Annotated in this window: 29 protein-coding genes; 8 read left to right on the top strand and 21 right to left on the bottom strand. The window is 56.8% G+C overall.

Annotated elements, in window-relative coordinates:
• The 3 genes from L1065_RS05605 to acs all read right to left on the bottom strand — a co-directional run bounded on the left by L1065_RS05605 (position 1) and on the right by acs (position 2,990).
• Positions 1 to 279 carry a DUF4212 domain-containing protein gene (locus L1065_RS05605; RefSeq protein ID WP_237094442.1) on the bottom strand — a complete coding sequence of 93 codons (279 nt, stop codon included), beginning with the start codon at positions 277 to 279 and terminating at the stop codon, positions 1 to 3.
• Positions 280 to 351: 72 nt separating this feature from the next.
• Positions 352 to 1,038, bottom strand: a complete 687-nt coding sequence (locus L1065_RS05600) for an adenylate kinase (RefSeq protein WP_237094441.1) — start codon at positions 1,036 to 1,038, stop codon at positions 352 to 354.
• Positions 1,039 to 1,040: 2 nt separating this feature from the next.
• The gene (gene acs, locus L1065_RS05595; RefSeq protein ID WP_370641141.1) at positions 1,041 to 2,990 is read right to left on the bottom strand and encodes an acetate--CoA ligase; all 1,950 of its coding nucleotides are present in this window, start codon (positions 2,988 to 2,990) and stop codon (positions 1,041 to 1,043) included.
• Positions 2,991 to 3,571: 581 nt separating this feature from the next.
• On the opposite strand from acs, the gene L1065_RS05590 reads away from it, so the two are divergent.
• The gene (locus L1065_RS05590) at positions 3,572 to 6,007 is read left to right on the top strand and encodes an FAD-dependent oxidoreductase (RefSeq protein WP_237094440.1); all 2,436 of its coding nucleotides are present in this window, start codon (positions 3,572 to 3,574) and stop codon (positions 6,005 to 6,007) included.
• Between the two features lie 2 nt (positions 6,008 to 6,009).
• Here the strand turns inward: L1065_RS05590 and L1065_RS05585 are convergent, their stop codons facing one another.
• The 5 genes from L1065_RS05585 to trmD form a co-directional block, all read right to left on the bottom strand.
• Positions 6,010 to 6,846 carry a MaoC family dehydratase N-terminal domain-containing protein gene (locus L1065_RS05585; protein ID WP_237094439.1) on the bottom strand — a complete coding sequence of 279 codons (837 nt, stop codon included), beginning with the start codon at positions 6,844 to 6,846 and terminating at the stop codon, positions 6,010 to 6,012.
• Positions 6,847 to 6,849: 3 nt separating this feature from the next.
• Complete coding sequence (locus L1065_RS05580; protein WP_237094438.1) at positions 6,850 to 7,659, bottom strand: division plane positioning ATPase MipZ; 810 nt, start codon at positions 7,657 to 7,659, stop codon at positions 6,850 to 6,852.
• 177 nt (positions 7,660 to 7,836) lie between these two features.
• Entirely contained in the window at positions 7,837 to 8,058 is a 222-nt protein-coding gene (gene rpmE / locus L1065_RS05575; protein WP_237094437.1) for a 50S ribosomal protein L31, read from the bottom strand.
• 12 nt (positions 8,059 to 8,070) lie between these two features.
• Positions 8,071 to 8,445 (bottom strand): 50S ribosomal protein L19, encoded by a 375-nt coding sequence (rplS, locus tag L1065_RS05570; RefSeq protein ID WP_237094436.1) that lies wholly within the window; start codon positions 8,443 to 8,445, stop codon positions 8,071 to 8,073.
• 388 nt (positions 8,446 to 8,833) lie between these two features.
• Positions 8,834 to 9,637 carry a tRNA (guanosine(37)-N1)-methyltransferase TrmD gene (gene trmD, locus L1065_RS05565; protein ID WP_237094435.1) on the bottom strand — a complete coding sequence of 268 codons (804 nt, stop codon included), beginning with the start codon at positions 9,635 to 9,637 and terminating at the stop codon, positions 8,834 to 8,836.
• 56 nt (positions 9,638 to 9,693) lie between these two features.
• Between trmD and L1065_RS05560 the strand changes: the two genes are divergently transcribed.
• Entirely contained in the window at positions 9,694 to 10,644 is a 951-nt protein-coding gene (locus tag L1065_RS05560) for a hypothetical protein (RefSeq protein ID WP_237094434.1), read from the top strand.
• On the opposite strand, the gene rimM is transcribed toward L1065_RS05560, so the two are convergent.
• The 10 genes from rimM to L1065_RS05510 form a co-directional block, all read right to left on the bottom strand.
• Complete coding sequence (rimM, locus tag L1065_RS05555; protein ID WP_237094433.1) at positions 10,641 to 11,144, bottom strand: ribosome maturation factor RimM; 504 nt, start codon at positions 11,142 to 11,144, stop codon at positions 10,641 to 10,643. The genes L1065_RS05560 and rimM overlap by 4 nt on opposite strands.
• Complete coding sequence (locus L1065_RS05550) at positions 11,141 to 11,281, bottom strand: hypothetical protein (protein ID WP_237094432.1); 141 nt, start codon at positions 11,279 to 11,281, stop codon at positions 11,141 to 11,143. Before L1065_RS05550 ends, rimM begins: the two co-directional genes overlap by 4 nt.
• Before the next feature lies 1 nt (position 11,282).
• On the bottom strand, positions 11,283 to 11,657 hold the full coding sequence (locus L1065_RS05545; RefSeq protein WP_237094431.1) for a hypothetical protein: 375 nt from the start codon (positions 11,655 to 11,657) through the stop codon (positions 11,283 to 11,285).
• A 105-nt stretch (positions 11,658 to 11,762) separates the two neighbouring features.
• Positions 11,763 to 12,179, bottom strand: a complete 417-nt coding sequence (gene rpsP / locus L1065_RS05540) for a 30S ribosomal protein S16 (RefSeq protein WP_237094430.1) — start codon at positions 12,177 to 12,179, stop codon at positions 11,763 to 11,765.
• A gap of 21 nt (positions 12,180 to 12,200) precedes the next feature.
• A complete protein-coding gene (locus L1065_RS05535) occupies positions 12,201 to 12,497 on the bottom strand; it encodes a chorismate mutase (RefSeq protein ID WP_237094429.1) in 297 nt (98 codons plus the stop codon).
• Positions 12,490 to 13,095, bottom strand: coding sequence for a GNAT family N-acetyltransferase (locus tag L1065_RS05530; protein ID WP_237094428.1), 606 nt, complete (start codon positions 13,093 to 13,095; stop codon positions 12,490 to 12,492). The genes L1065_RS05535 and L1065_RS05530 overlap by 8 nt, the downstream gene beginning before the upstream one ends.
• A complete protein-coding gene (locus L1065_RS05525) occupies positions 13,095 to 13,619 on the bottom strand; it encodes a GNAT family N-acetyltransferase (protein ID WP_237094427.1) in 525 nt (174 codons plus the stop codon). The genes L1065_RS05530 and L1065_RS05525 overlap by 1 nt, the downstream gene beginning before the upstream one ends.
• A 100-nt stretch (positions 13,620 to 13,719) precedes the next feature.
• Positions 13,720 to 15,225, bottom strand: coding sequence for a signal recognition particle protein (gene ffh, locus L1065_RS05520; protein WP_237094426.1), 1,506 nt, complete (start codon positions 15,223 to 15,225; stop codon positions 13,720 to 13,722).
• Positions 15,226 to 15,382: 157 nt separating this feature from the next.
• Complete coding sequence (locus tag L1065_RS05515) at positions 15,383 to 15,901, bottom strand: hypothetical protein (protein ID WP_237094425.1); 519 nt, start codon at positions 15,899 to 15,901, stop codon at positions 15,383 to 15,385.
• Positions 15,902 to 16,019: 118 nt separating this feature from the next.
• Positions 16,020 to 16,601 (bottom strand): FMN-dependent NADH-azoreductase, encoded by a 582-nt coding sequence (locus tag L1065_RS05510; protein ID WP_237094424.1) that lies wholly within the window; start codon positions 16,599 to 16,601, stop codon positions 16,020 to 16,022.
• A gap of 104 nt (positions 16,602 to 16,705) precedes the next feature.
• On the opposite strand from L1065_RS05510, the gene L1065_RS05505 reads away from it, so the two are divergent.
• Complete coding sequence (locus L1065_RS05505) at positions 16,706 to 17,584, top strand: LysR family transcriptional regulator (RefSeq protein WP_237094423.1); 879 nt, start codon at positions 16,706 to 16,708, stop codon at positions 17,582 to 17,584.
• Positions 17,585 to 17,743: 159 nt separating this feature from the next.
• Here the strand turns inward: L1065_RS05505 and L1065_RS05500 are convergent, their stop codons facing one another.
• Positions 17,744 to 18,073, bottom strand: a complete 330-nt coding sequence (locus tag L1065_RS05500) for a metalloregulator ArsR/SmtB family transcription factor (RefSeq protein WP_237094555.1) — start codon at positions 18,071 to 18,073, stop codon at positions 17,744 to 17,746.
• A 190-nt stretch (positions 18,074 to 18,263) separates the two neighbouring features.
• Between L1065_RS05500 and L1065_RS05495 the strand changes: the two genes are divergently transcribed.
• The 5 genes from L1065_RS05495 to L1065_RS05475 all read left to right on the top strand — a co-directional run bounded on the left by L1065_RS05495 (position 18,264) and on the right by L1065_RS05475 (position 20,863).
• A complete protein-coding gene (locus L1065_RS05495; RefSeq protein WP_237094554.1) occupies positions 18,264 to 18,596 on the top strand; it encodes an AtpZ/AtpI family protein in 333 nt (110 codons plus the stop codon).
• Positions 18,597 to 19,430 carry a F0F1 ATP synthase subunit A gene (locus L1065_RS05490; RefSeq protein WP_239029951.1) on the top strand — a complete coding sequence of 278 codons (834 nt, stop codon included), beginning with the start codon at positions 18,597 to 18,599 and terminating at the stop codon, positions 19,428 to 19,430.
• Between the two features lie 37 nt (positions 19,431 to 19,467).
• A complete protein-coding gene (locus L1065_RS05485; RefSeq protein WP_048599181.1) occupies positions 19,468 to 19,704 on the top strand; it encodes a F0F1 ATP synthase subunit C in 237 nt (78 codons plus the stop codon).
• Positions 19,705 to 19,783: 79 nt separating this feature from the next.
• On the top strand, positions 19,784 to 20,302 hold the full coding sequence (locus tag L1065_RS05480) for a F0F1 ATP synthase subunit B' (protein ID WP_237094422.1): 519 nt from the start codon (positions 19,784 to 19,786) through the stop codon (positions 20,300 to 20,302).
• A 3-nt stretch (positions 20,303 to 20,305) separates the two neighbouring features.
• A complete protein-coding gene (locus L1065_RS05475) occupies positions 20,306 to 20,863 on the top strand; it encodes a F0F1 ATP synthase subunit B (protein ID WP_237094421.1) in 558 nt (185 codons plus the stop codon).
• 57 nt (positions 20,864 to 20,920) lie between these two features.
• Here L1065_RS05475 and L1065_RS05470 read toward each other — a convergent pair whose 3' ends face one another.
• Both L1065_RS05470 and L1065_RS05465 read right to left on the bottom strand, forming a co-directional pair.
• Positions 20,921 to 21,691 carry a FadR/GntR family transcriptional regulator gene (locus tag L1065_RS05470; protein WP_237094420.1) on the bottom strand — a complete coding sequence of 257 codons (771 nt, stop codon included), beginning with the start codon at positions 21,689 to 21,691 and terminating at the stop codon, positions 20,921 to 20,923.
• 77 nt (positions 21,692 to 21,768) lie between these two features.
• Entirely contained in the window at positions 21,769 to 22,431 is a 663-nt protein-coding gene (locus tag L1065_RS05465) for an OmpA family protein (RefSeq protein ID WP_237094419.1), read from the bottom strand.
• Between the last annotated feature and the right edge of the window lie 70 nt (positions 22,432 to 22,501).

Below are 22,501 nucleotides of genomic sequence, written 5' to 3'. Positions count from 1 at the left end.
TTATTCCTCCACGCCGTATTCTTTGTCGAGCTTGTTCATGCGCCAGGCGTAGAAAAAGATCAGTGCGAGAAACACAAGGATCGAGCCTTGCTGCGCAAACCAAAAGCCAAGGTCGGTGCCGCCAACTTCAATGCCAGACAGCATCGGACGCAGCAGAATGCCAAAGCCAAACGAGACAACAGCCCAGATAACCAGACTGATTTGGATCATTCGGATGTTTGCTTTCCAATAGCCCGCCCCATCCTCGGCGGCCTTTGTATTTGTTGTTTGATCCGCCATGTGGCGCTCCTCCTCTAAGTGTCAGATGTGTTAAAGACCCTGCGCAATTCCTCCACGCGCAAGGTCAGTTCTTCAAACGGTCACAGGCGCAACGATTTCGGCCAAAGCTTTGGCGATGTCGTTGATGTCTCCCATGGCGTCGATCTTTTTCAGAACACCTTTCTGATCGTAGTATGTGATCAATGGGGCGGTCTGCGTATGATATGCATCAAGGCGCGATATCACGGTTTCTGCGTTGTCATCGGCGCGACGTTTCATGTCAGTGCCACCGCAATTATCGCAAATTCCCAATGTTTTCGGGGCCTTAAAGGTGTCGTGATAGCCTTCACCGCAAGATCCGCAGGTAAAGCGACCAGAGATTCGCGTCACCATCTGCGCATCAACCACCTCCAGCGAGATCGCTGCGTCAATTTGCTGCTGTGACGCCTTCAACAGGGCGTCCAACGCTTCGGCCTGCACGGTCGTGCGCGGAAAACCATCAAGCACGACGCCTTTGGCACAGTCTGGTTCGGCCAAGCGGTCCTTTAGGATGGCCAGAACAATCCCGTCACTGACCAGACCGCCGCTTTCCATAACGGATTTCGCCTCTTTGCCCGCGTCCGTGCCCGCAGCAACCGCTGCGCGCAGCAGATCACCCGTTGAAAGCTGGACCAGACCAAAGCGCTCTTCCAGCATGCGTGCTTGCGTGCCTTTGCCTGCACCGGGAGGGCCGAGCAAAATTAAAACAGGGGCCGTTTTCGTAAGTGTTGCGCCGTCCATGATTACGCCTCCCTATTCATTCTATTTTCTATGAGGTCATCGACGACGGCGGGTTCGGCGAGTGTTGATGTGTCGCCGAGTGCGCCGAAGTCGTTTTCGGCGATTTTGCGCAGGATGCGGCGCATGATTTTGCCGGAGCGTGTTTTGGGCAGGCCGGGGGCCCATTGGATCAGGTCGGGTTTGGCGATGGGTCCGATCTCTGAGCGGACCCATGTTTCCAGCTCTTTGCGCAGCTCTGGCGTGGGCTCGACCCCGTTCATCAGCGTGACATAGGCGTAGATGCCCTGGCCCTTGATGTCGTGCGGGTAGCCGACCACAGCGGCCTCGGCCACTTTGGCGTGGGCGACCAGCGCGCTTTCGACTTCGGCCGTGCCCATGCGGTGGCCCGACACGTTGATCACATCGTCCACGCGGCCGGTGATCCAGTAGTCGCCATCGGCGTCGCGGCGGCAGCCGTCACCTGTGAAGTAATAGCCCGGGTAGTCGGCGAAGTAGGTCTTCTCGAAGCGTTCGTGATCGCCCCAGACGGTGCGCATCTGACCGGGCCAGCTGTCTTTGATGACCAGCACGCCTTCAACGTCATTGCCGTGGATTTCTTCGGCCGATTGTGGGTCCAGCACCGCAGGCTGGATGCCAAAGAACGGCTGTTGGGCCGATCCGGGCTTGAGCGTTGTGGCACCGGGCAGCGGCGTCATCAGGTGGCCGCCTGTCTCGGTCTGCCACCACGTGTCGACGATGGGGCAGCGGCCCTTGCCGACCACGTCGTTGTACCAGTTCCAGGCCTCTGGGTTGATTGGCTCGCCGACGGTGCCCAGAACGCGCAGATCCGACAGATCGCAGCCTTCCACAAAGGAATTGCCCTGACCCATCAGCGCGCGCAGGGCGGTGGGGGCGGTGTAGAACTGGGTGACCTTATGCTTCTCGCAGACCTGCCAGAAGCGGCTGGCGTCGGGGTAGGTGGGCACGCCTTCGAACATGATCGTGGTCGCGCCATTGGCCAGCGGACCGTAGACGATATAGCTGTGGCCCGTGACCCAACCGACGTCTGCGGTGCACCAGAAGATATCGCCTTCGTGGTAGTCAAAGACCAGCTCCTGGGTCATCGCCGCATAGGTCAGATAGCCGCCCGATGTGTGGACAACGCCCTTGGGCTGGCCTGTCGAGCCTGAGGTATACAGAATGAAGAGCGGGTCTTCGGCGCCCATCTCGGCGGGGTGGCTGACGTCCGAGGCCTCAAGGGCCATCTCGTTGTAATCATAGTCGCGGTCTGTCCATGTGGTCTGCCCGCCGGTGCGCTTGACGACCAGACATTTGACGCTGTCCTTGCAGTGCAGCAGGGCCTGATCGGCGTTGGACTTGAGTGGGGTGACGCGGCCGCCGCGCGGGGCCTCGTCGGCGGTGATGACCACCTTGGCGTCACAGCCGTTGATCCGCGCCCCCAAAGCGTCGGGGCTGAAGCCCGCGAACACGATGGAATGGATCGCGCCGATGCGCGCGCAGGCCAGCATGGCATAGGCGGCCTCGGGGATCATCGGCAGATAGATCACCACACGGTCGCCGCGACGCACGCCAAGCTCTTCAAGGATGTTGGCCATCTTGCAAACCGACGTGTGCAGCTGCTTGTAGGTGATGTGCTTGGCAGGCGTGTCGGGGCTGTCAGGCTCCCAGATGATGGCCGTCTGATCACCGCGCGTGGCCAGATGGCGGTCAATACAGTTGGCCGCAACGTTCAGCGTGCCATCAGCATACCAGTTGATCTTGACCGACCCGAGCGTGTAATCCACGTCCTTGACCTGGCTATACGGCTTAATCCAATCCAACCGCTTACCCGCATCCCCCCAAAAACCGTCAGGATCACTGATAGAACGGTGGTATTCGGACGCATATTGATCGGCTGTCACGTGCCATTTGCGGTTGGTATCGGCTTCGGGGCGGTTCAGAACAGGGTCCACGCTTTCCTCCTAGAGAATGCTTCGGAGGGGGCATACAAATGAAAACAACTATACCAATCAACATGCCCCCGCTTGTAAAGTGTTCTACGGTATACTGACGCGCCTGTTTAGTAACCGCATGTTAACAAACAAGTTTTCAGTAAAATAATTTTCAGTTGGCTTTGAAAATGTAAAGATAGGCTGCGTCAAACTGCCAAACCCCTGTAACTTCAACGCGTTGCAGGTTTACTAGGATTTTTGAATATATCGCCCAAAGATTGATATGCGGCCGTTTTCCGCAGGGTTCTAATATGTGGCAAATTGACCACGTAACGAAATAACCTGTCGCGGCCGTTGAAAACATCAAAGTTCACGCAGTCGAGTCGCCTCATCGCAAACGGTAGTAAACGCGCTTGGAACCTTCGGATTCTGCACGTCTGGCCGATGGGTCATCAAATCCCCGCAGGACAGCGCAAGACATGGGTGTGGCGTTCAGAAAAGCGGAAGCTGTAATTGGATTTTTCTGAAGATGTGTCTTCGTGCTTGAATGGGCTGGCCCTCGAACGGCACAAAGACCCCGCAGGTGGTAGAAGGAAGCTCACATGAAAACGCGGGCCAAAGTTGTTGTGATTGGCGGCGGCATTGCAGGCTGCTCGACGCTCTATCATTTGACGCAAGAGGGCTGGAGCGATGTCATGCTGCTTGAGCGTGATGAGCTGACCTCGGGCACCACGTGGCATTCGGCGGCGCAGGTGACAAACTTCGGCGCGAACCAGACGATGGTTGGGCTCAAAACCCATTCGATCAACCTGTACCAAGAGCTGCGAGACGACCCCGATTATCCCGTCAGCTACAACCATGGCGATGGTGGCATCAGATTGGCCAACACCGAAGCGCAGATGGACGGGTATCGCCACTTTGCCAGCATGGCACGCGGCATGGATGTGCATTTCGAAGTGATTGATGCGGCGGAATGTGAGCGTCGCCATCCCCTGATTTCGACCGATAATCTGATTGGCGGTCTTTGGGATCCGATGGATGGCGATATTGATCCTGCAAGCCTGTGTCAGGCTTTGGCGCGTCGTGCGCGCAAGGCAGGTGCCGAGGTGCATCGCAACACACCCGTCACGGGCCTGCGTCAGTTGGCGGACGACACATGGATCGTCACCACGCCCAAGGGCGAAATAGCGGCTGACATCGTGGTCAATGCCTGTGGATACCGTGTGAACGAGGTCGGCGCCATGATGGGTGTGCATCACCCCGTAGCGTCGATGGAACACCAGTATTTTGTGACAGAAGATATTCCTGCGATTGCTGACGCAGGCCACCGCATGCCGCTGCTTCGCTGCCCCATCAGTGACTACTATTGCCGTCAGGAAAAAAACGGGCTCCTGCTTGGATTTTACGAACAGGACTGCCGCACCTGGGGGATGGACGGGATTGACCCGAAATTCACCAACGCTCTTTGCCCCGACGATCTGGACCGCGTGACAGATGTGCTGGAAGGTGCGTTTGAACGGATGCCTGCATTGATGGACGCAGGTATCAAGACCATCGTCAACGGCCCCATCACCTATACCATTGATGGGGCACCGTTGGTTGGGCCAATCCCTGGCAAGCGCAATGCGTTTTGCATCATTGGTCTGCGCGCGGGTCTTGGTGAAGGGGGAGGGCACGGTTGGCTTTTGGCCCAACAAATCGTTCATGGCGAGGCGTGCTACGATACATGGCCCCTTGATCCACGCCGCTTTACAGGACACGCCAACGTCGAACTGACGGCGCTAAAAGCGATTGAAGATTATCAAAACGAATTCCGTTTTCACTTCCCCCACGAACATCGCCCCGCAGGACGGCCCGCCAAAACCACGCCCCTTACACCCGTTCTGGCGGCCGAAGGCGCAGAATTTGCGGTCGTGAACGGGTGGGAGCGCGCGGATTATTTCCGACCCTCCCCTGATTTCACCGAGACACATAGCTTCAGGTTCAATGAGGTGCATGATGTGGTCGCCGCAGAAGTCGCTGCCGTGCAAACACGTGTTGGCCTGACCGAGGTGAACGGATTTAACAGGTTGGAGATTACGGGCGCAGATGCACACGCGTTCCTTGACCGCATGTGCTGTGGAACGGTGCCCGAAAAGTCGGGGCGCGTTGGCTTGGGGTATCTTTTGAACCACCATGGTATGGTTAAGGCTGAGGCGACATTTGCCAACCTGCCTGCCAGCGATCGCGGCCCGGATCGCATTTGGTATGGATCAGCCGCGGCCTCGGAATGTCATGATATGGACTGGCTGCAATCCAATGTCACATCGGACGATGACGTCCAGATCACATCGCTGACCAATGACCACACTATTTTGGTTCTTGCTGGCCCCAAAGCCCGCGATGTCTTGTCGGCTGTGTCCCGCGGCGATTGGTCGGCGTCCGCGTTTCCATGGCTGTCGGTGCGCGAATGTTTCATCGGGATCTCCCCCGCGGTGGTCATGGCTGTCAGCTTTTCGGGTGAATTGGCCTATGAAATCCATATCCCGAATGCGCAGCTTTACGCCGCCTACCTTGCCATTCGCACCGCAGGGCAACCCCACGGCTTGACGCTCTTTGGCAGCCGCGCGGTTGACTCCATGCGGATGGAAAAGGGGTTCCTGCACTGGAAAGCCGATATCCTGACCGAATTTGACCCTTTCGAGACAGGGCTGGACCGATTTGTAAAACTGGACCAACCCGCCTTTGTCGGCAAGTCCGCATTGGAGAAACGCCATGCCGCGGGGCCGTCCAAACGGCGCGTCGCCTTGCATCTTGCCAATACCGACCGGCCCGCCCACGGTGGTGCTTCGGTGATGATGGGCGACACAGTGGTTGGCACGGTCTCATCGGGCGATTGGGGGCATCGGACAGGGTTAAATATCGCTTACGCCTTCATCGATCCTCAGCTGGCCGAAAAGGGCAATGCTGTCACCCTTGATCTGTTAGGCGATAAGATAGAGGCGGTTGTCGCCGACGATTGCGCCTATGACCCGCAGATGACGCTGCCGCGCGGATAACATCAGGCGAGGGTGGCCTCTGCCTCCATCGCCAGAACACCATCATCGCGCGTGATCCATAGGTCCGCGTTATCGCCATTGCCGCGCAGGCAGACGTCAAAACCCATTGTGTCAAAGACAGGTGCTTTCGCTTTGAATGCAAATCGCGCCAGCTGTTTGGTGGGCCATTTCTGTGCAATGGCGCCGCACAGATAGCTGGCTAGCAAAGGGCCATGCACAATCAACCCACCGTATCCTTCGCGTGTCGTTGCAAAAGGGTGATCATAATGAATGCGGTGCCCGTTGAAGGTAAGGGCGGAATAGCGAAACAACAAAACGGGGTCGGGGTTAACGTGCCTGATAAGTTCGCCATCTGTCGGGGCCAACGGCGGCTGTGCGGCCGATATCTCTTGCGCGCGGTAGACGATGTCATGCTCTTCGCTCAGGCAGCGTTCATCGCCTGAATATATCTGATGGCGTACCGTCACGAAAACCAGATCGCCACTGCGCCCCTGTTTGTGTTCGACCGACAGCACCTTTGATATTTTTCGGTGGACCTGCCCGATATGAATAGGACGATGCCACGACAATCGCCCGCCCGCCCACATGCGCCGCGGCAACGGAACAGGCGGTAAGAAGCCGCCCAACGCCGCATGCCCATCATGGCCTGCGTCTTTAAGGGTAAAGACAGGTAGGAAATGCAACCAATGCCAAAGCGGCGGCAGCGGGTCGCCATTTTCAAACTGCCGCTCACGGTCCAATGTCGCCGCCATGGCGTTTGCGGGGAACGGGTGGATCAGATCATCGCGTGTTTCGGTCTTGCCGACCCATGTGCGTAGATGATCCAGATCGATAGACATGGCTTAGAAGTTGATTTCAACGTCTGGCAAATTGAGCGCCTTTATCAATTCACGCAGCTCGTTGCGCGCCGCCACGTTTGAAATGTTCATGCCCTTTACGCCAATGTCGCGCAGATCAAGCAGGGTCAGACCGCGTGGAAACAACTCGCGGAAAATGACACGCTCATTAAAGCCCGAAGCCGTGCGAAAGCCGATGCGTTTGGCAAGCATCTCGATCGCGGCCTGCATCTTCTTTTTGTTCACCATGTTTTGCGCGCCCATGCGGTTGCGCACCACAATCCAATCAATCGGGCTTAGACCCGCCTGTGCACGCAGCTGCCGCGCCTGCCATACCATTTCTGAATAGACTGATGGCCCCAGGATGCGCGTGCCGTCGCTGTCCACATGGGCCAGCAGGTCGAAATCGATGAAGCTGTCGTTCAAAGGGGTGATCAACGTGTCTGCCAGCGAATGGGCCACCTGGCTCAGCCGCGTGTGTGAACCGGGACAGTCAATCAAGATAAAATCGCTCTTGCTTTCAACCGCAGCAATCGCCGCCGACAGGCGCAAGTCATAGATATTCTCGCCTTGCTTGACATCTGCCGCGTCGATCTCGGGCAATTCGTGATATTGCGGCGACGGCAGGTCAATGCCTTCCTTTTTCAAAAAAGTCGCGCGGTTTGATGTATACCGCCCAAGCGTTTTTTGACGCAAATCCAGATCAAGGCAAGCCACCGTCTTGCCCATGCGCGCCAAAGCTGTGGCGACATGCATTGAAACGGTAGATTTTCCCGCACCGCCTTTTTCGTTTCCAACGACAATAATATGCGCCATCGACTGCCCCTTTGGTCCCTCGTCACCGTCCTGCGGCGTTGTCGCAACTATATGTGGGGGCGCGCAAGATGGGAAGCGCAACTCACGCGGAAAGCCGGTTTTCTGGGCCGCGACCAGCGCAAAGAAAAAGCCGCCCCACATTCGGGACGGCTTTTGGAATACCTAAGGTCGGGTGCTTTAGAAGCCCAGACCTGCGTATTTGTTTTTGAACTTCGAAACACGGCCGCCAGTATCCATCAGCTTGGTGTTACCGCCGGTCCACGCAGGGTGCGCGGATGGGTCGATATCCAGCGACAGCTGATCGCCTTCGGCGCCATATGTCGATTTCATTTCCACGATGTCACCATTGGTCATTTTGACGTTGATGATGTGGTAATCAGGGTGCGTATCTTTTTTCATGTCATCCGCTCCTTACGATTTCTTTGGACGGTAGTTTGTCTGCTCGGCGATACGGGCCGATTTACCGCGACGCTCGCGCAGGTAATACAGCTTGGCGCGACGGACACGACCGCGGCGGACAACAGTGATGCTGTCGATGTTTGTCGAATGCAGCGGGAACACACGCTCCACACCTTCGCCAAACGAAATTTTACGAACAGTGAACGAACCGGCGATACCTTCGCCGTTTTTGCGCGCGATGCAGACGCCTTCGTAGTTCTGCACACGGCTGCGCGAGCCTTCGGTCACTTTATAACCAACGCGGATGGTATCACCCGCCTTGAAGTCGGGAAGCTCTTTCCCAAGCGAAGCGATCTGTTCCGCTTCCAATTCTGCGATCAGGTTCATCTGATGCGTCTCCTATGATTGCTCACGGTTGTCCCGCGATGGTCTGTCGTATCCGTCAGAGCTCTTGGTCTTTTACCGGGTCCGCAGATGCGCCCGCCAGAGATCACGCCACTATTCCTTGTTCGCTGCTTTCTTGATTTTGATGTCCCCATGATCCAAAGCAAATCACAGGTGTAAGTATCAATCCTCAAAACACAGCGTGCCCGAATCCATTCGCATGGTCAGACCTGCGCCGTATAGTCCCAACACCCCCCAAAAACAAGCCCTTTCCCCTTCATTGTTGGCAAAAATACCTCGGGGAGTTTGAGGGGCAGCGCCCCTCATTAGAGGGCTTGGAGTTTGAGGGGCAGCGCCCCTCATCAAACCCATGTCTGGCGGCGTCAGCCGCTCATTTGGATCGCGATGTGTAGGCCTGCCACAAATCGGGGCGCCGCTCTTGGGTGATCTGCTCTGATTGCGCTTGGCGCCACGCGGCTACTTTGCCGTGGTCGCCGCTGGTCAAAACCTCGGGAATGGCCATGCCCTCCCATTCGGCGGGGCGGGTGTATTGTGGATGTTCCAGCAAACCGTTGGAAAAGCTTTCTTCAATGGCGCTTTCCGAATTGCCCAAAACGCCAGGCAACAAACGGACCGTTGCATCCAGCAACATTTGGGCGGCCAGTTCTCCGCCTGTCAGGACAAAATCCCCAAGGCTTACCTCGACGATGCCGAAACGTTCGATCACGCGTTCGTCCACACCTTCAAAACGACCACATAACAAGGTCACGCCGCGTTCGCTTGCCAGTGCCCGCGCCATGCCCTGATCAAAGCGGCGCCCCCGCGGGCTGAGGTAGATAAGCGGATGGGCCGCGCCGCGATGCGCCGTGGCCAGCGCATTGCCCACGACGTCAGCCCGCATGACCATGCCCGCGCCGCCGCCCGACGGTGTATCATCCACGTTTTTATGCTTGCCTATCCCGAAGCTGCGCAAATCTGTCGTTTCAAGCTGCCAGATCCCGTCTTTGAGCGCTTTGCCCGTCAGGCTTTCTCCCAAAACACCGGGGAAGGCCTGTGGAAAAAGGGTAACGACCCGCGCATCCCATGCTTTTGCCAGTCGCGGACGATCCGTCATCAACTCGCGTGGTTTGAGCGTTGGGGCGATGCTTTTGCGTCCAATGCTTTTCATCGGCCGATCTGAGGGATCCTCTGACATCGCTTTCTCCTTGCAGCGGTCGTGACTTGCGCGTCATCCTATAGCGGGCTGTATGGATGACGACAATGAATGAACGCCAGATGACCAAAGCCGCATTGGCCGCATGGCCAGATGTGCTATGCGCTTCGGGGCGTTCAGCCGAAGGCATCTCGGCAGAGGTATTTCACGTCAAAACAGCTGCGCGCGAACGGCATGTGATGTTGCGATTGCAAGGGGCGGGGCTGATCTACAAGCAAGGGTTCGGACCGCATGCCGATCTGGTGCTGACCGCTGCACAGGCCGTTCAGGATGCGGGCGTGCGGCTGAAGGGATCACCTGAATTCCAGACGCCCGACATTCCCTATATCGACGCGGCGCGTCATGCGATCGTGATGCGGGATGTCGCGGCCCCCCATGCCGAGGACTGGTTGCTGGATCGCGACCTGTCCCAAGCAGCTCGGCTGGAGCTGCTCTCACGCCTCGGGGGCTGGATCGCGGCGCACGCCGCAGCGCAGGATCCACAGGTCGTTCCCATGCGCAAAGGCTTCATTCTGGGCAAGTTGGGCGAACTGGCTACCAAACCTGCACCTGCCGCGGATGACCTGCATCACTACGCGTTCAAGGCGAGCCGCCTGATCCAGCAACGCCCGTCTGTCCAAATGGCGCGCAGGCAACCGCATGGTGATTTGATCCTGCACAACATGCTGATTGCGCCAGACACAACCGTTGCCATTGATCTTCGCGCGCGGGCGGCGGCGCCCATCGGACTGGATATCGCGAATATTCTGGTGGATTACGCCAGTCTCTATGGGACAGATCAGCCCAAGGTGGGCTCGGTTCTCTCGGCCTCTGAACACGCCGCTTTCTTTGCGCATCTCGACGATCAGGACCCGTCAATCCTTCCGCATATCTTGCTAAAAGCGCTTACACGATGGGGCCGCATCGACCCCTCTGCCATCACCCGCAGCCCGCGCCAATCGCGGCGTTTGACGGGGCTACAACGCATTGCAGCCCATCTGTTGGGCTAGTCGAACAAACCCTCTGGCGGATCAACGACCAAGCGCCCACCCGCCAAATCAACAGTGGGCACCACCGCCTTGGTGAAAGGCACCAGCACGGTGTCGCGCAATGCAGGGCCTTGCACTTCAAGCAAATCGCCCGCGCCGTGGTCCATCACCTGCTTGACGGTGCCCAAAACCGTGCCGCCTGTGTCCAGCACCGACAGACCGATCAGATCGGCATAATAATACTCGTCCTCTTCGGCGTCGGGCAGCTGGTCACGGCTGGCATAAAGCTCGGTCCCGCGCAGTGCATCGGCCTCTTCTTTGGTGGCGACGCCGCCGATTTGGGCGGCAAACCCGTTTTTGATCGGGCGCACCAGAATGGCATCAAAGCTGCGGCTGCCGTCCGCGTTTGTCAGCCGGTAGCCAAATATGTCCGTGGCCTGCGCGCAAAAGCTCTTGATGCGCACGTCACCCTGCACCCCGTACGAGCCCGCGATTGAGCCGACCAAAACCAAATCTGTCATTTCGTACGCTCGCATATTGAATTGCTGATTGTGCCGCCTGCGGTTTCACATGCGGTGTTGTAACTCGACATCTGATAGACGATGCCTGCAACAAACGCAGCACCTGTAAACATCACCAGTCGGATCAATCGAAACATCTCAGGTCACTTTCATGGCTTTGGCGATGCGATCAAATTCGCCGGCCTCAATGTCCATGACAGGCGCGTCATAGTCCAGCGGTTCGTGCAGGGGTGTCGCATCCGCATAGGTGCAAGGCATGACCCAGGCTTTAAAACCGTTTACACCGTCCCAATCAGTCTTGCGCAGGCGCTGACCCGTGATCGTTGCAATGGCCACATAGGCATTCACAGAGGTGCCGTTGGGCTTGTCCGATGGCGCGTAAAAGACCACCCGATCCCCAAGCGACAATCCATCAAGGGCGGCTTCACGCCCGCCGTTCATCAGGCACACACCTTCGCGCATGGCGATATCGACATACATCTGATCGGCAATGGCGAGACGGTAGGTGGTCATCTTAACCCTTTGGTAAGATTGAATTAACCCTCTGGTAAGGATGTCCCCGCGGGGACAGATGTGTCCCCGCCCAAACCCGGGCGGGGGACATCCCGCAAGAGGGTCTTATTCCTCGGCGGCTGCTTCTTCTGCAGGCGCTTCTGCCGGTGCTTCCTCGGCAGGGGCGTTTGCAGCTTCTTCAGCTGCGGCTGCTTTGGCCGCTTTTTCTTCAGCACGTTCCTGGGCTTTCTTGCCTGGAACCGCTTTTTTCATGTTCGCACGCTCTTTTTTCTCCAAAACGCCAGCGGCTTCCAGAAAACGGCTTACGCGGTCGGTTGGCTGTGCACCTTCGCCCAACCAGTATTGCACGCGCTCCATGTCCAGCTTGACGCGCTCTTCACTGTCTTTTGGCAGCAGCGGGTTGTATGTGCCCAGTTTTTCGATGAAACGACCATCGCGCGCCATGCGGCTGTCCGCAGCGACAACACGGTAAAATGGGCGTTTTTTCGAGCCACCACGGGCCAAACGGATTTTCATAGCCATGAGATTTTTCCTTAGATGAAGTTATGATTGGTGTTTTTGGTGATGCTGAATGACTTCAGCGATGATGAAGTTCAGAAACTTCTTGGCGAATTCGGGGTCCAGATCGGCCCGATTTGCCAAATCTTCAAGCCGTGCGATCTGTGCGGCTTCGCGCGTGGGATCAGACGGGGGAAGGTCGTGTTCGGCTTTGAGTTTCCCCACAGCCTGTGTGTGTTTGAACCGCTCGCCCAATGTATAGACAAGGATCGCATCCAGTCGGTCGATGCTGGCGCGGTGATCTGCCAGCACTTCGGCGGCTTTTGTGACGGTATCAGTCAAGAGCCCATCCTTTCGGTGTAAAATCGGGATCACGGTAATGATCGATTTCCATCTCGATCCCGTGCCGCAGCTGGCTGTCTTTCAACGCGGCCGCATCGGGATGGCGGTAGACCACGTCATGTCCATCTACCGTTTGCGCATCGTGATCTTTCTTGGCACCCAAACGTTCGGCCAGTCGGATCGCCTCAAGGTTCTTTGGGTCCAGATAGCTGACGGCGCTTTGCCACCCAAGTGTGTCATAGGCATAATCGCGGACCAGATGGGTCGCTTCCAACGCAATGCCACGGCCTGCGACTTGGGGCCAGATGATCCAGGCCAGCTCAGCTTCGGGCCAGCCTGCGGGCTTCCACATACCTGCCATGCCATAGGTCTCGTCCGTTATGGCGTCATGGATCATCCACATGCCATAGCCACGGATATTCCAATGGCCGATTTCAGCGGCGTAAAGCATCCACGCTTCATACGCATTGAGCGGCCCCCCCATGAAGCGCGCGCGGTAACTGCTGAACGTCGCCTTGAAATCGGGATAGTCCTCAGCCTCTGGTCCCCGCAGGGACAGGCGTTTGGTGGTAAGTGTTGGGATATTGGCCGTGTGCATCAGGCGTAGGCCTCCATCCCGCCGTCATCGTCAATCATATGACGGTAGACCTGATCATCGGGGTGTGGACCGCGTGCTGTATGATCATGTGTCGCACCCAGTCGCTTCGCCAATGCGATCGACGATAGGTTGGCTGCGTCAATATAGCTAACAAGGGTCTGCAGCCCCAAATTGCGCACCGCCCACAGTTTCAGGGCCGCGGCAGCTTCGGTGATAAATCCGCGGCCTTCATGTCCGTCAAAGGCCAGCCAGCCCAGTTCGACTTCGGGGAAATGGGGCGGGTGATTTACGGCCACTTGCCCAACCACATTACCCTCATACTCAATGGCCAAGGCGCCATGCCCAAGCAAGTGCCATTGCGCAATGTCCGAACAGAACATGCCCCAGGCCGCGTCTTGCCCATAGGGCCCGCCCATAAACCGCGCACGATCAGACGCCATCAGCCCTGCAAAAGCGGGCCAATCTGCCATCACATGGGGCCGCAGCGTCAGACGCGCGGTGTGCAGGGTCGGCGCGGTGGTCATCGTGCGCCCACCTCGCGGGGGAAGAGTGTTCCAGAACACTCTTCGGCGCGGCAGATTTTTCCAGAAAAATCTGCTGTGGATGGGATGGCGCGTAAAGCCATTATTTCTTCTTCCCGAAACCGCTGAGCCCCGGTGGCAGGCCGCCACCGCCCAGACCGGGCAGACCGCCGCCCATGCCACCCAGACCGCCGGGCAATTTGCCACCCGCCATTTGCTGTTGTGCCGCTTGCATATCGGCCTCGGATGGGCCGCCTTTGCCGAACATGCCTTTCATGGCTTGTTTCATCATGCCGCCTTTGCCCATCTTGCCCATTTTCTTCATCATGTCGGACATTTGACGGTGCATTTTCATCAGCTTGTTCAGCTCGCTGACTTCCAGCCCCGCGCCTTTGGCGATGCGCTTTTTGCGGCTGGCTTGCAAAAGCTGTGGGTTGGCGCGTTCCTTCTTGGTCATCGAATTGATCAGCGCGATCTGGCGGCGCAGGATGCTATCGTCAAAGCCCGCATCCTCGACCTGTTTGGCCATTTTCTTCATGCCGGGCATCATCCCCATAATGCCTTCCATGCCGCCCATTTTGAGCATTTGTTCCAGCTGCATCTTCAGGTCGTTCATATTGAACTGACCTTTCTGGAAGCGCTTCATCATGCGTTCGGCTTGTTCGGCCTCGATGGTTTCCTGGGCTTTTTCAACAAGGCTGACGATATCGCCCATGCCAAGGATACGGCCCGCGATGCGCTCGGGGTGGAATTCTTCCAGCGCGTCCATCTTTTCGCCAAGGCCCACGAATTTGATGGGTTTGCCCGTCACAGCGCGCATCGACAGAGCCGCACCACCGCGTCCGTCGCCGTCCATCCGTGTGAGAACGACGCCCGAAATGCCAATCTTGCCGTCAAATTCTTCTGCGACCTCAACGGCGACCTGACCTGTCAGGCCGTCGACCACCAGAAGCGTCTCGCGCGGGTTGACCACATCGCGGACGTCTTCAACCTCTTTCATCAGGGTTTCGTCAATCTGCAGACGACCCGCGGTATCGAGCATGTAAACGTCGTAGCCACCCATCGTGGCCTGTTGCTTGGCGCGTTTGGCGATTTGCACAGCACTTTCGCCTGCCACAATCGGCAGTGTATCTACACCAATTTGCTGACCCAGAATTTCAAGCTGGTGCTGCGCAGCGGGGCGGTAAATGTCGAGCGACGCCAACAACACGCGCTTGCCATTCTTTTCTTTCAGGCGCTTGGCCAGCTTGCCCGTCGTCGTCGTTTTACCACCACCTTGCAGGCCGACCATCAGGATCGGGGCGGGGGCGTTGTCAATTTTGAGGCTGCCGATATCGCCATCTTCGCCTTGTAGGAAGTGCACCATCTCATCGTGCACAATTTTGACGACCTGCTGGCCAGGTGTGACCGATTTAGTCACGGCTTGGCCCGTGGCCTTTTCCTGAACGGCTTTAACGAAATCCCGTGCAACAGGCAGCGAGACATCAGCCTCAAGCAAGGCCACGCGCACTTCGCGCAGCGCTGTTTTCACATCATCTTCAGACAGCGCACCCTGCTTGGTCAGCCGATCAAAGACACCTGACAGGCGGTCGGACAGATTTTCAAACATGATGTGCTCCTTTGCACGCTACCTATCGATGGCCCCAACATAAGGACCGATCCCGAAAACCCCAAACACCCCCGTGGGCGCAACGCGCTGACGGAGGGCGATCTTTGGCCAAGCCATAAGACCCGAAGTTCAGGACTTCCGTGATTTGATTGACCGTTTAGGCGTGGCCCGCGTTTGAGTCAAGAGAGCCTGTGGCGCGCAAGATATCGGCCTGTGCCAGCCAGCTGTTCACCCGGTCGGCAATGCGGCGGGCTGAATGATCTGACATGTAGGTGGGATGCAGCGGAACCGTGCAGGGCGCGCCATCAACGTCAATATAGAGCACGGGCCGTTCAAACGGGCGTCGGCTGTTAATCACGGTTTGTGTATCTGCGTGCAGGATGGTCCCCACGGGGACACGGTGCTGGACATACCCCCAGACCGAACGCCAGCGCAAAAGCGCATCCTTGCGGTCAATGGCGAAAATCGCCTGCGTGCGGTGCATACGGGTCGTGGCCATTGCCGTAAGGTGCAGGGCGGCGAAAAAGAACAGGATGGCGAAAAGGTTGGGCATCACGTTCCAGCTGATCAGCGTCATCGCGAACATCGCGATTGCGCCAAGCGTGAGTGCCGCGCAGGTTTTCCATGGGCGGCCTTCGATTATCAGTTGGTCTGTGGTGTCTACCGTAATGTCCATCGTCTTATCCCCTCTGGGTAAAACATGGCACGCAGGTGTTAACGGTCAATGAATTGACTGACAGAATGTCGCAGATGGGTGGGATGGGCCCGCAAGGCCCACCCCATTTGCTTGTATTTTAGGCAGCAATGCTGGCGATGCTGTCATGTGCGGCGCTGATCTTGTCTTCGGCCCCTTGTCCAAGTTGATCGGCGGCGATGATCTGAACATCAGTAACCCCGATAAACCCAAGGAAAAAGCGCAGCCAAGGCGTCGCAAAGTCGATTTCGGACCCAACCTTTGTGCCGCCCGAGGCAACCGCAATGATGGCGCGTTTCCCTTCAAGCAGGCCTTTGGGGCCTTCCGCCGAGTAGGCAAAGGTGCGGCCAGGGATGGCGACCTGATCCGCCCATGCTTTGAGGGCGGCAGGCACCCCGAAGTTGTAGATCGGCAGGCCGATCACGATTGTATCGGCGGCTTCCAATTCGGCCACCAACGCATCGGGCTGGACCATGTCGGCGCGTTGTGCGGTGTCACGTTCATCGGGGGCAAGGGTGCGCCCGCTGATATATCCCGCTGTGGCAAATTGCGGGGCGGTGGCGGCCAAATCCCGATGCGTGACATCGCCTTGCAGCTGTTCGACGATTGCTTGGGTCAGGTTGCGGGTCACGCTGTCGGCGCCATTGGCAGAGGCATCGATACGCAAAATTGAATGTGTCATGGTAACTTTCCTATTGGTGTGTTGCCGCTTAATATGCGGATTGCAAAAATAAACACAATCTGCTGTAAATGCGGTAAGTATGTGAAATTACGCACAGGCAGAACATGGACAACTGGGATGAAATCCGCACCGCCTATCAGGTTGCGCGTATGGGAACGGTCAGCGGCGCGGCAGAGGTTTTGGGCGTTCACCATGCTACCGTGATCCGCCACATTGATGCGCTTGAAGGGCGATTGGGGCTGAAATTGTTCCAACGGCACGCGCGGGGCTATACGGCGACAGAGGCTGGTGAAGATCTGCTGACCGTGGCCAAGACAACGGACGAGCAGTTTACCCAACTTGTCGGTCGCCTAAAGGGGCGCGGCGAGGATGTGACCGGCGAATTGGTGATTACCTCTTTGGCGTCTCTCTCGCCGCTGCTTGCACCGTCGATTGCGCGGTTTCAGGCTGCCAATCCGGGATTGATCGTTCGTTATCTAACGGGCGAGCGCATTTTCCGCCTTGAATACGGTGAGGCACATGTTGCGTTTCGGGCGGGTGCCGCGCCTGAACAACTCGACAATGTGGTGCAACCTTTCTTCCGACAGCGGATGAAACTGGTTGCCCATCAAAGCTATATCGACCGCAAAGGGATGCCCGAAAACGGGGATCTGAGCGAACATGAGTTTGTGGGCCACGATTCCGAGACGTCGCGCGCGCCTTTTATGCGGTGGCTGCGCACTGCGATCAGGCCAGAACAACTGACCTATCGCACGACAGACAATCGCAGCATGGAAGATGCGATCTTTGCAGGAGCGGGTATCGGGTTTGTGCCGTCTTGGGAATTGGCGCGCCACGACAATTTGATCGAAGTGATGCCATCAAGCGATGACTGGTCCGCCCCGCTTTGGCTTGTCACGCATGTGGATTTGCATCGGACGACCAAGGTGCAGGCGTTTTTGAACCACATCAAGACCGAAGCAAAGTCGTGGAGCATCGATTGATCGGACGGGGGTGATGATCTTCGAATAAAGGGTGGGGAAGTGGCCGCATCATTTCCCCTAACCATGCTGTGTAGATCAGGTATTACTTCCTCATGACGGCCCGCAAGTAGTTTGCGTTACGAGTGTCCTTCTTCTTGTTGGGGAAAGGTGTGCGGGTCGTCACCCCTCGCTTGATAGTTCGGCGGATAAAAACGCTTCAAACGCATCCAGATTGATGGCTTCAAACTGGCCAAAACTTTGCATCCAGACGCTTGCGTCTTTCATCGCGTCGGGTTCCAGTTTGCACCATTTCACGCGTCCACGTTTTTCCTGACTGATCAGACCGGCCTTTTGCAAGATCATCAGATGTTTGCTGACCGCGGCCAAAGACATCTCGAACGGCTCTGCCACATCTGTGACAGCCATATCGTCCTCTAGCAGCATCGAAAGGATGGCGCGGCGGGTGGGGTCAGCGAGCGCGGCAAATGTGGTGTCCAGAGTGTCCATCAGCTGTGATTGCGCCCAAAAATGGCAATGGTCAACCAATTGGTTGAATATGGGAACGCCTGCGACAGGCTGTCTTGCACAATTATCGGTCCCAAAAAATGTTTTAAAACAACGTTTTGACGGATTTCTGCGCTGCGTTGACTCTGATGGGGCTTCGACATACCACTGCCGCAACTTGACCGAGGTAATTTTGATGGCGCAACAGCCTGAAAAAGACCGGCTCGCGGAACTGGATGCGCGTATCGATGCGCTGAAAGAAACGCAAAAGCCAGAACCTCGGATCGACGAGCATTATTCGGGGGCGCAGCTTGCATGGCGAATGGTGATCGAATTGGTTTCCGGTCTGTTGATCGGGTTTGGCATAGGATACGGCCTTGACTGGCTGTTCGGAACACTTCCGATTTTCCTTGTCATATTTATATTTCTGGGCTTCGCGGCTGGCGTCAATGTGATGCTGCGCACCGCAAAGGAAGTGCAGGCAGAAAACGAAGCGGCGCAGGCTGCAAACGATAAAGAGGGCTTATAGATGGCTGAGACGAAACAAACAGGTAGCACCAAAGGTATTGGTATCGCGCTTTTTGCGATTGCGGCGATTTTGTTTGTGATTGGTCTGGTCGGAACGCAAGACCCCGGTCTGCAAATTCACCCGATGGACCAGTTTGAGATCAAGCCCCAGTTCGGCGGTGGCGAGATTGGTCTGTTCACGATCACAAACTCGACCATTTGGACGTTCTTGTGCATCGCAGCGATTTTCGCATTGATGGTTTTGGGCACGCGTGGCCGTGCAATCATCCCAAGTCGCGTTCAGTCGATTGCTGAAATGATCTATGGCTTCGTTCACAAGATGGTCGAAGACGTCGCTGGCAAAGACGCGTTGGTGTTCTTTCCCTATATCTTCACAGTGTTCCTGTTCATCTTGTTCACCAACTTCCTCGGCCTGATCCCGACTGCTTTTACACCAACTGCGCAAATCGCGGTAACGGCCGTGCTGGCGATGGCAGTGTTCCTGACCGTGACCATCGTCGGTTTCGTCAAAAACGGCGCAGGCTTCCTGAGCTTGTTCTGGGTCAGCTCGGCACCTCTGCCGCTGCGCCCTGTCCTGGCCCTGATCGAAGTTATTTCGTATTTCGTGCGTCCCGTCAGCCACTCCATTCGTTTGGCTGGTAACGTCATGGCGGGTCACGCGGTTCTTAAAGTGTTCGCAGGTTTTGCGGGTGCACTCGGCGTGTTTGCCGTGTTCCCCGTGCTTGGTGTTGTCGCCATCTACGCCCTTGAGGTGCTGGTATCGGCCATCCAAGCCTATGTGTTCACAATTCTGACGTGCGTCTATTTGAAAGACGCGCTTCATCCTCACCACTAATCACTAATTGCAAATTCCAACCTAAGGAGAGACGGATATGGAAGGCGATATCGCACAAATGGGTCAATTCATCGGCGCAGGCCTGGCAGCCATCGGTTCGGGTGCCGCTGCTATCGGTGTGGGCCACGTGGCTGGTAACTTCTTGGCCGGCGCACTGCGCAACCCATCGGCTGCTGCTGGTCAAACAGCGACATTGTTCATCGGCATCGCGTTTGCGGAAGCTCTGGGGATCTTCTCGTTCCTCGTTGCTCTGCTGCTGATGTTCGCTGTCTAATCTTTGAACCCACCGTTTCTTGAAGCCGATCTGCCCCATAGGGCGGGTCGGCATCAAACCAAGGTTCAAGGAGGCCAACATGGCAACGGAAACAAAAGGCGCTGAATCTGCGGGCATGCCGCAGCTTGAGTTCTCGACCTTTCCAAACCAGATCTTCTGGTTGGTCGTGGCACTTATTGTCATTTACTTCATCCTCAGCCGCGTGGTTATTCCACGCATCAGTGCTGTTCTGGCCGAACGCTCTGGCGCGATCACCAACGATCTTGCCGCGGCGGAAGACCTGAAACAGAAAGCTGTCGAGGCCGAACAGGCGTATAACCAAGCGCTGGCCGATGCACGCGCCGAAGCCCAGAAAATCTCTGCCGAAACACGCGCTGAGATCCAAAAGGATTTGGACAAAGCCATCGCCAAAGCGGATGCGGAAATTGCGGCCAAGGCTGCTGAATCGGAAGCCGCCATCACGGAAATTCGTGCAGGGGCCACCGACAGCATCAAGCAAGTCGCCAAAGACACAGCCAAGGAATTGGTCGCGGCCTTGGGTGGCAAAGCAGATGCCAAATCAGTGACAGCTGCGATCAACGCACGGATGAAAGGGTAAGACATGAAATATTTACTCGCCCCTACATTCGCGCTGATGGCGACACCTGCGCTGGCAGCAAAAGGTCCGTTCTTTTCGCTGACCAACACGGACTTTATTGTTCTGGTCGGCTTCATCACCTTTATCGGTATTCTGTTTTTCTTCAATGTGCCCGGCATGTTGATGGGGATGCTGGACAAACGCGCCACCGATATCCAATCGGAACTGAATGAAGCAAAAGCCCTGCGTGAAGAAGCACAAACGCTTCTGGCGTCTTTTGAGCGTAAGCAGAAAGAAGTGCAGGAACAGGCTGACCGTATCGTGGCAAAAGCCAAAGAAGATGCCGAAGCTGCTGCTGTTCAGGCGAAGGCCGATTTGAAAACGTCGATCACCCGTCGTCTGGCGGCTGCGGAAGATCAAATCGCGTCGGCGCAAAACGCTGCAGTCAAGGAAGTGCGTGACAGCGCGATTGCAGTTGCGATTGGTGCCGCCACGGATGTGATTGCCAAGCAATCCACTGCCGCAAGCGCAAATAAGTCGATTGACGATGGTATCGCAGAGGTTGCTGCCAAGCTTCACTAAGCTTGCACAAGCCCTAACACATTTAACCCCCGCATCTGCATTGGTGCGGGGGTTTTATTATGTTCGGGTTTCTTCCTGGGTCAGACGTTTGAGCGCAATCTGTTCATGCGCTTCGCTTTTGTGTTGGCTGGCCAGAGAGCCTTCGACATAGGACAGATGATCATTGACCGCTTTTCGTGCGGCCTCAGGGTTGCGCGCCTGAAGCGCGTCGTTGATTGCGCGATGCTGGTCCAACAATGTATCGCGGCGTGTGCGCTGTTTGAACATGACCGAGCGGTTGTAGAACACGCCTTCTTTCAGCAGATCGAACATCGACCGCATCATATGCAACATGATGATGTTGTGACTGGCCTCGATGATTGCCATGTGGAAATCGGCATCAAGTGCGGCCTCATCCGCAGGATTGCGTTTGGTATGGGCGGCTTCCATCTTTTTGAAGATCGTATCAACAATCCGAAGATCGGTATCTGAGCCGTGGGTGCAGGCGCGTGCAGCGGCCAGACCCTCCATGTCGCGGCGAAAGGCGATGTAGTCAAAAACCGCCTCTTCGTGGGTTGCAAAGAGTTGCACAAGGCTTTCGTTGAAAGCAGATCCCAAAACGTCGGCCACATAAACGCCAGCCCCTGCGCGGGTGTCCAGCAGCCCTTTGACTTGCAGCTCTGAGATGGCTTCGCGCAAAGACGGCCGCGATACTCCAAGCTGATCCGAAAGCTCGCGCTCGGATGGCAGACGCTCGCCCGGGCGCAGAACACCGCGCAGGATCAAAAGCTCGATCTGACGTACGACGGCGCTGGATAATTTTTCGGCTTGGATACGATCAAAAGTCATGGCGCCCCCCTTATTGGTCAAAGAATATGACCAAACAAAGCGGGGCGCCACTGGTTTTTCAGGCGCGGACCTGCGCCTTAGTTGGGGCGAATGATGAATTCGACGCGACGGTTTTTTGCGCGGCCTTCAGGGCTGAGGTTGGTTGCGATTGGCACGCTTTCGCCGCGCCCGATAGAGCGCAGGCGGAAACTTTCGACACCCGCGTTGATCAGCACATCGGCGACGGCTTGGGCGCGTCGGGTCGACAGGTTCTGGTTATAGCCCGCATCGCCTGTGTCATCGGTGTGGCCCAGAACATCGATCGTGCTGTCAGGGTAGCGCCGCAGGTTGTTGGCCAATGCGCGCAGATCGTTCTGCAAATCAGGTCGGACCGCGGCGCTGTCCACAGCAAAAAGGATGTCCTGAGGCATCGTTACAATCAGTTCAGAGCCCGTGTTGACGATGCGGATGTCACCGTTCGAGAAGTCCTGTTCAAGTTCTGCAGCCTGCTTGTCCAGTTGGTTGCCGACCAGTGCACCTGCACCTGCCCCAAGCAGGCCACCGATTACGGCCTGTTCGCGGCGCTGGCTTGAGGTGTCACCATTGGCCAAGCCAGCTGCAACGCCGGCCAGCCCACCGATGATGGCGCCGTCTTTGGTACGGCGGTTTGGATCATCAGGGTCTGTGATGGTCAACTCGCTACACGCGCTAAGGGAAAGCGCAGCGATGCTGCTAAGAATAAGAGTGCGGTTCAGGATCATGTCTGCCTCGTGGTTTATTGGTTTTGTCCTGTGCAACATATGGGTGAAGCGGCTGTGTTATCCAATATCA

The sequence above is a fragment of the Nereida sp. MMG025 genome (assembly GCF_021654165.1).
Taxonomy (GTDB): Bacteria; Pseudomonadota; Alphaproteobacteria; order Rhodobacterales; family Rhodobacteraceae; genus Nereida.
This window is presented reverse-complemented; position numbering and strand designations above follow the sequence as displayed.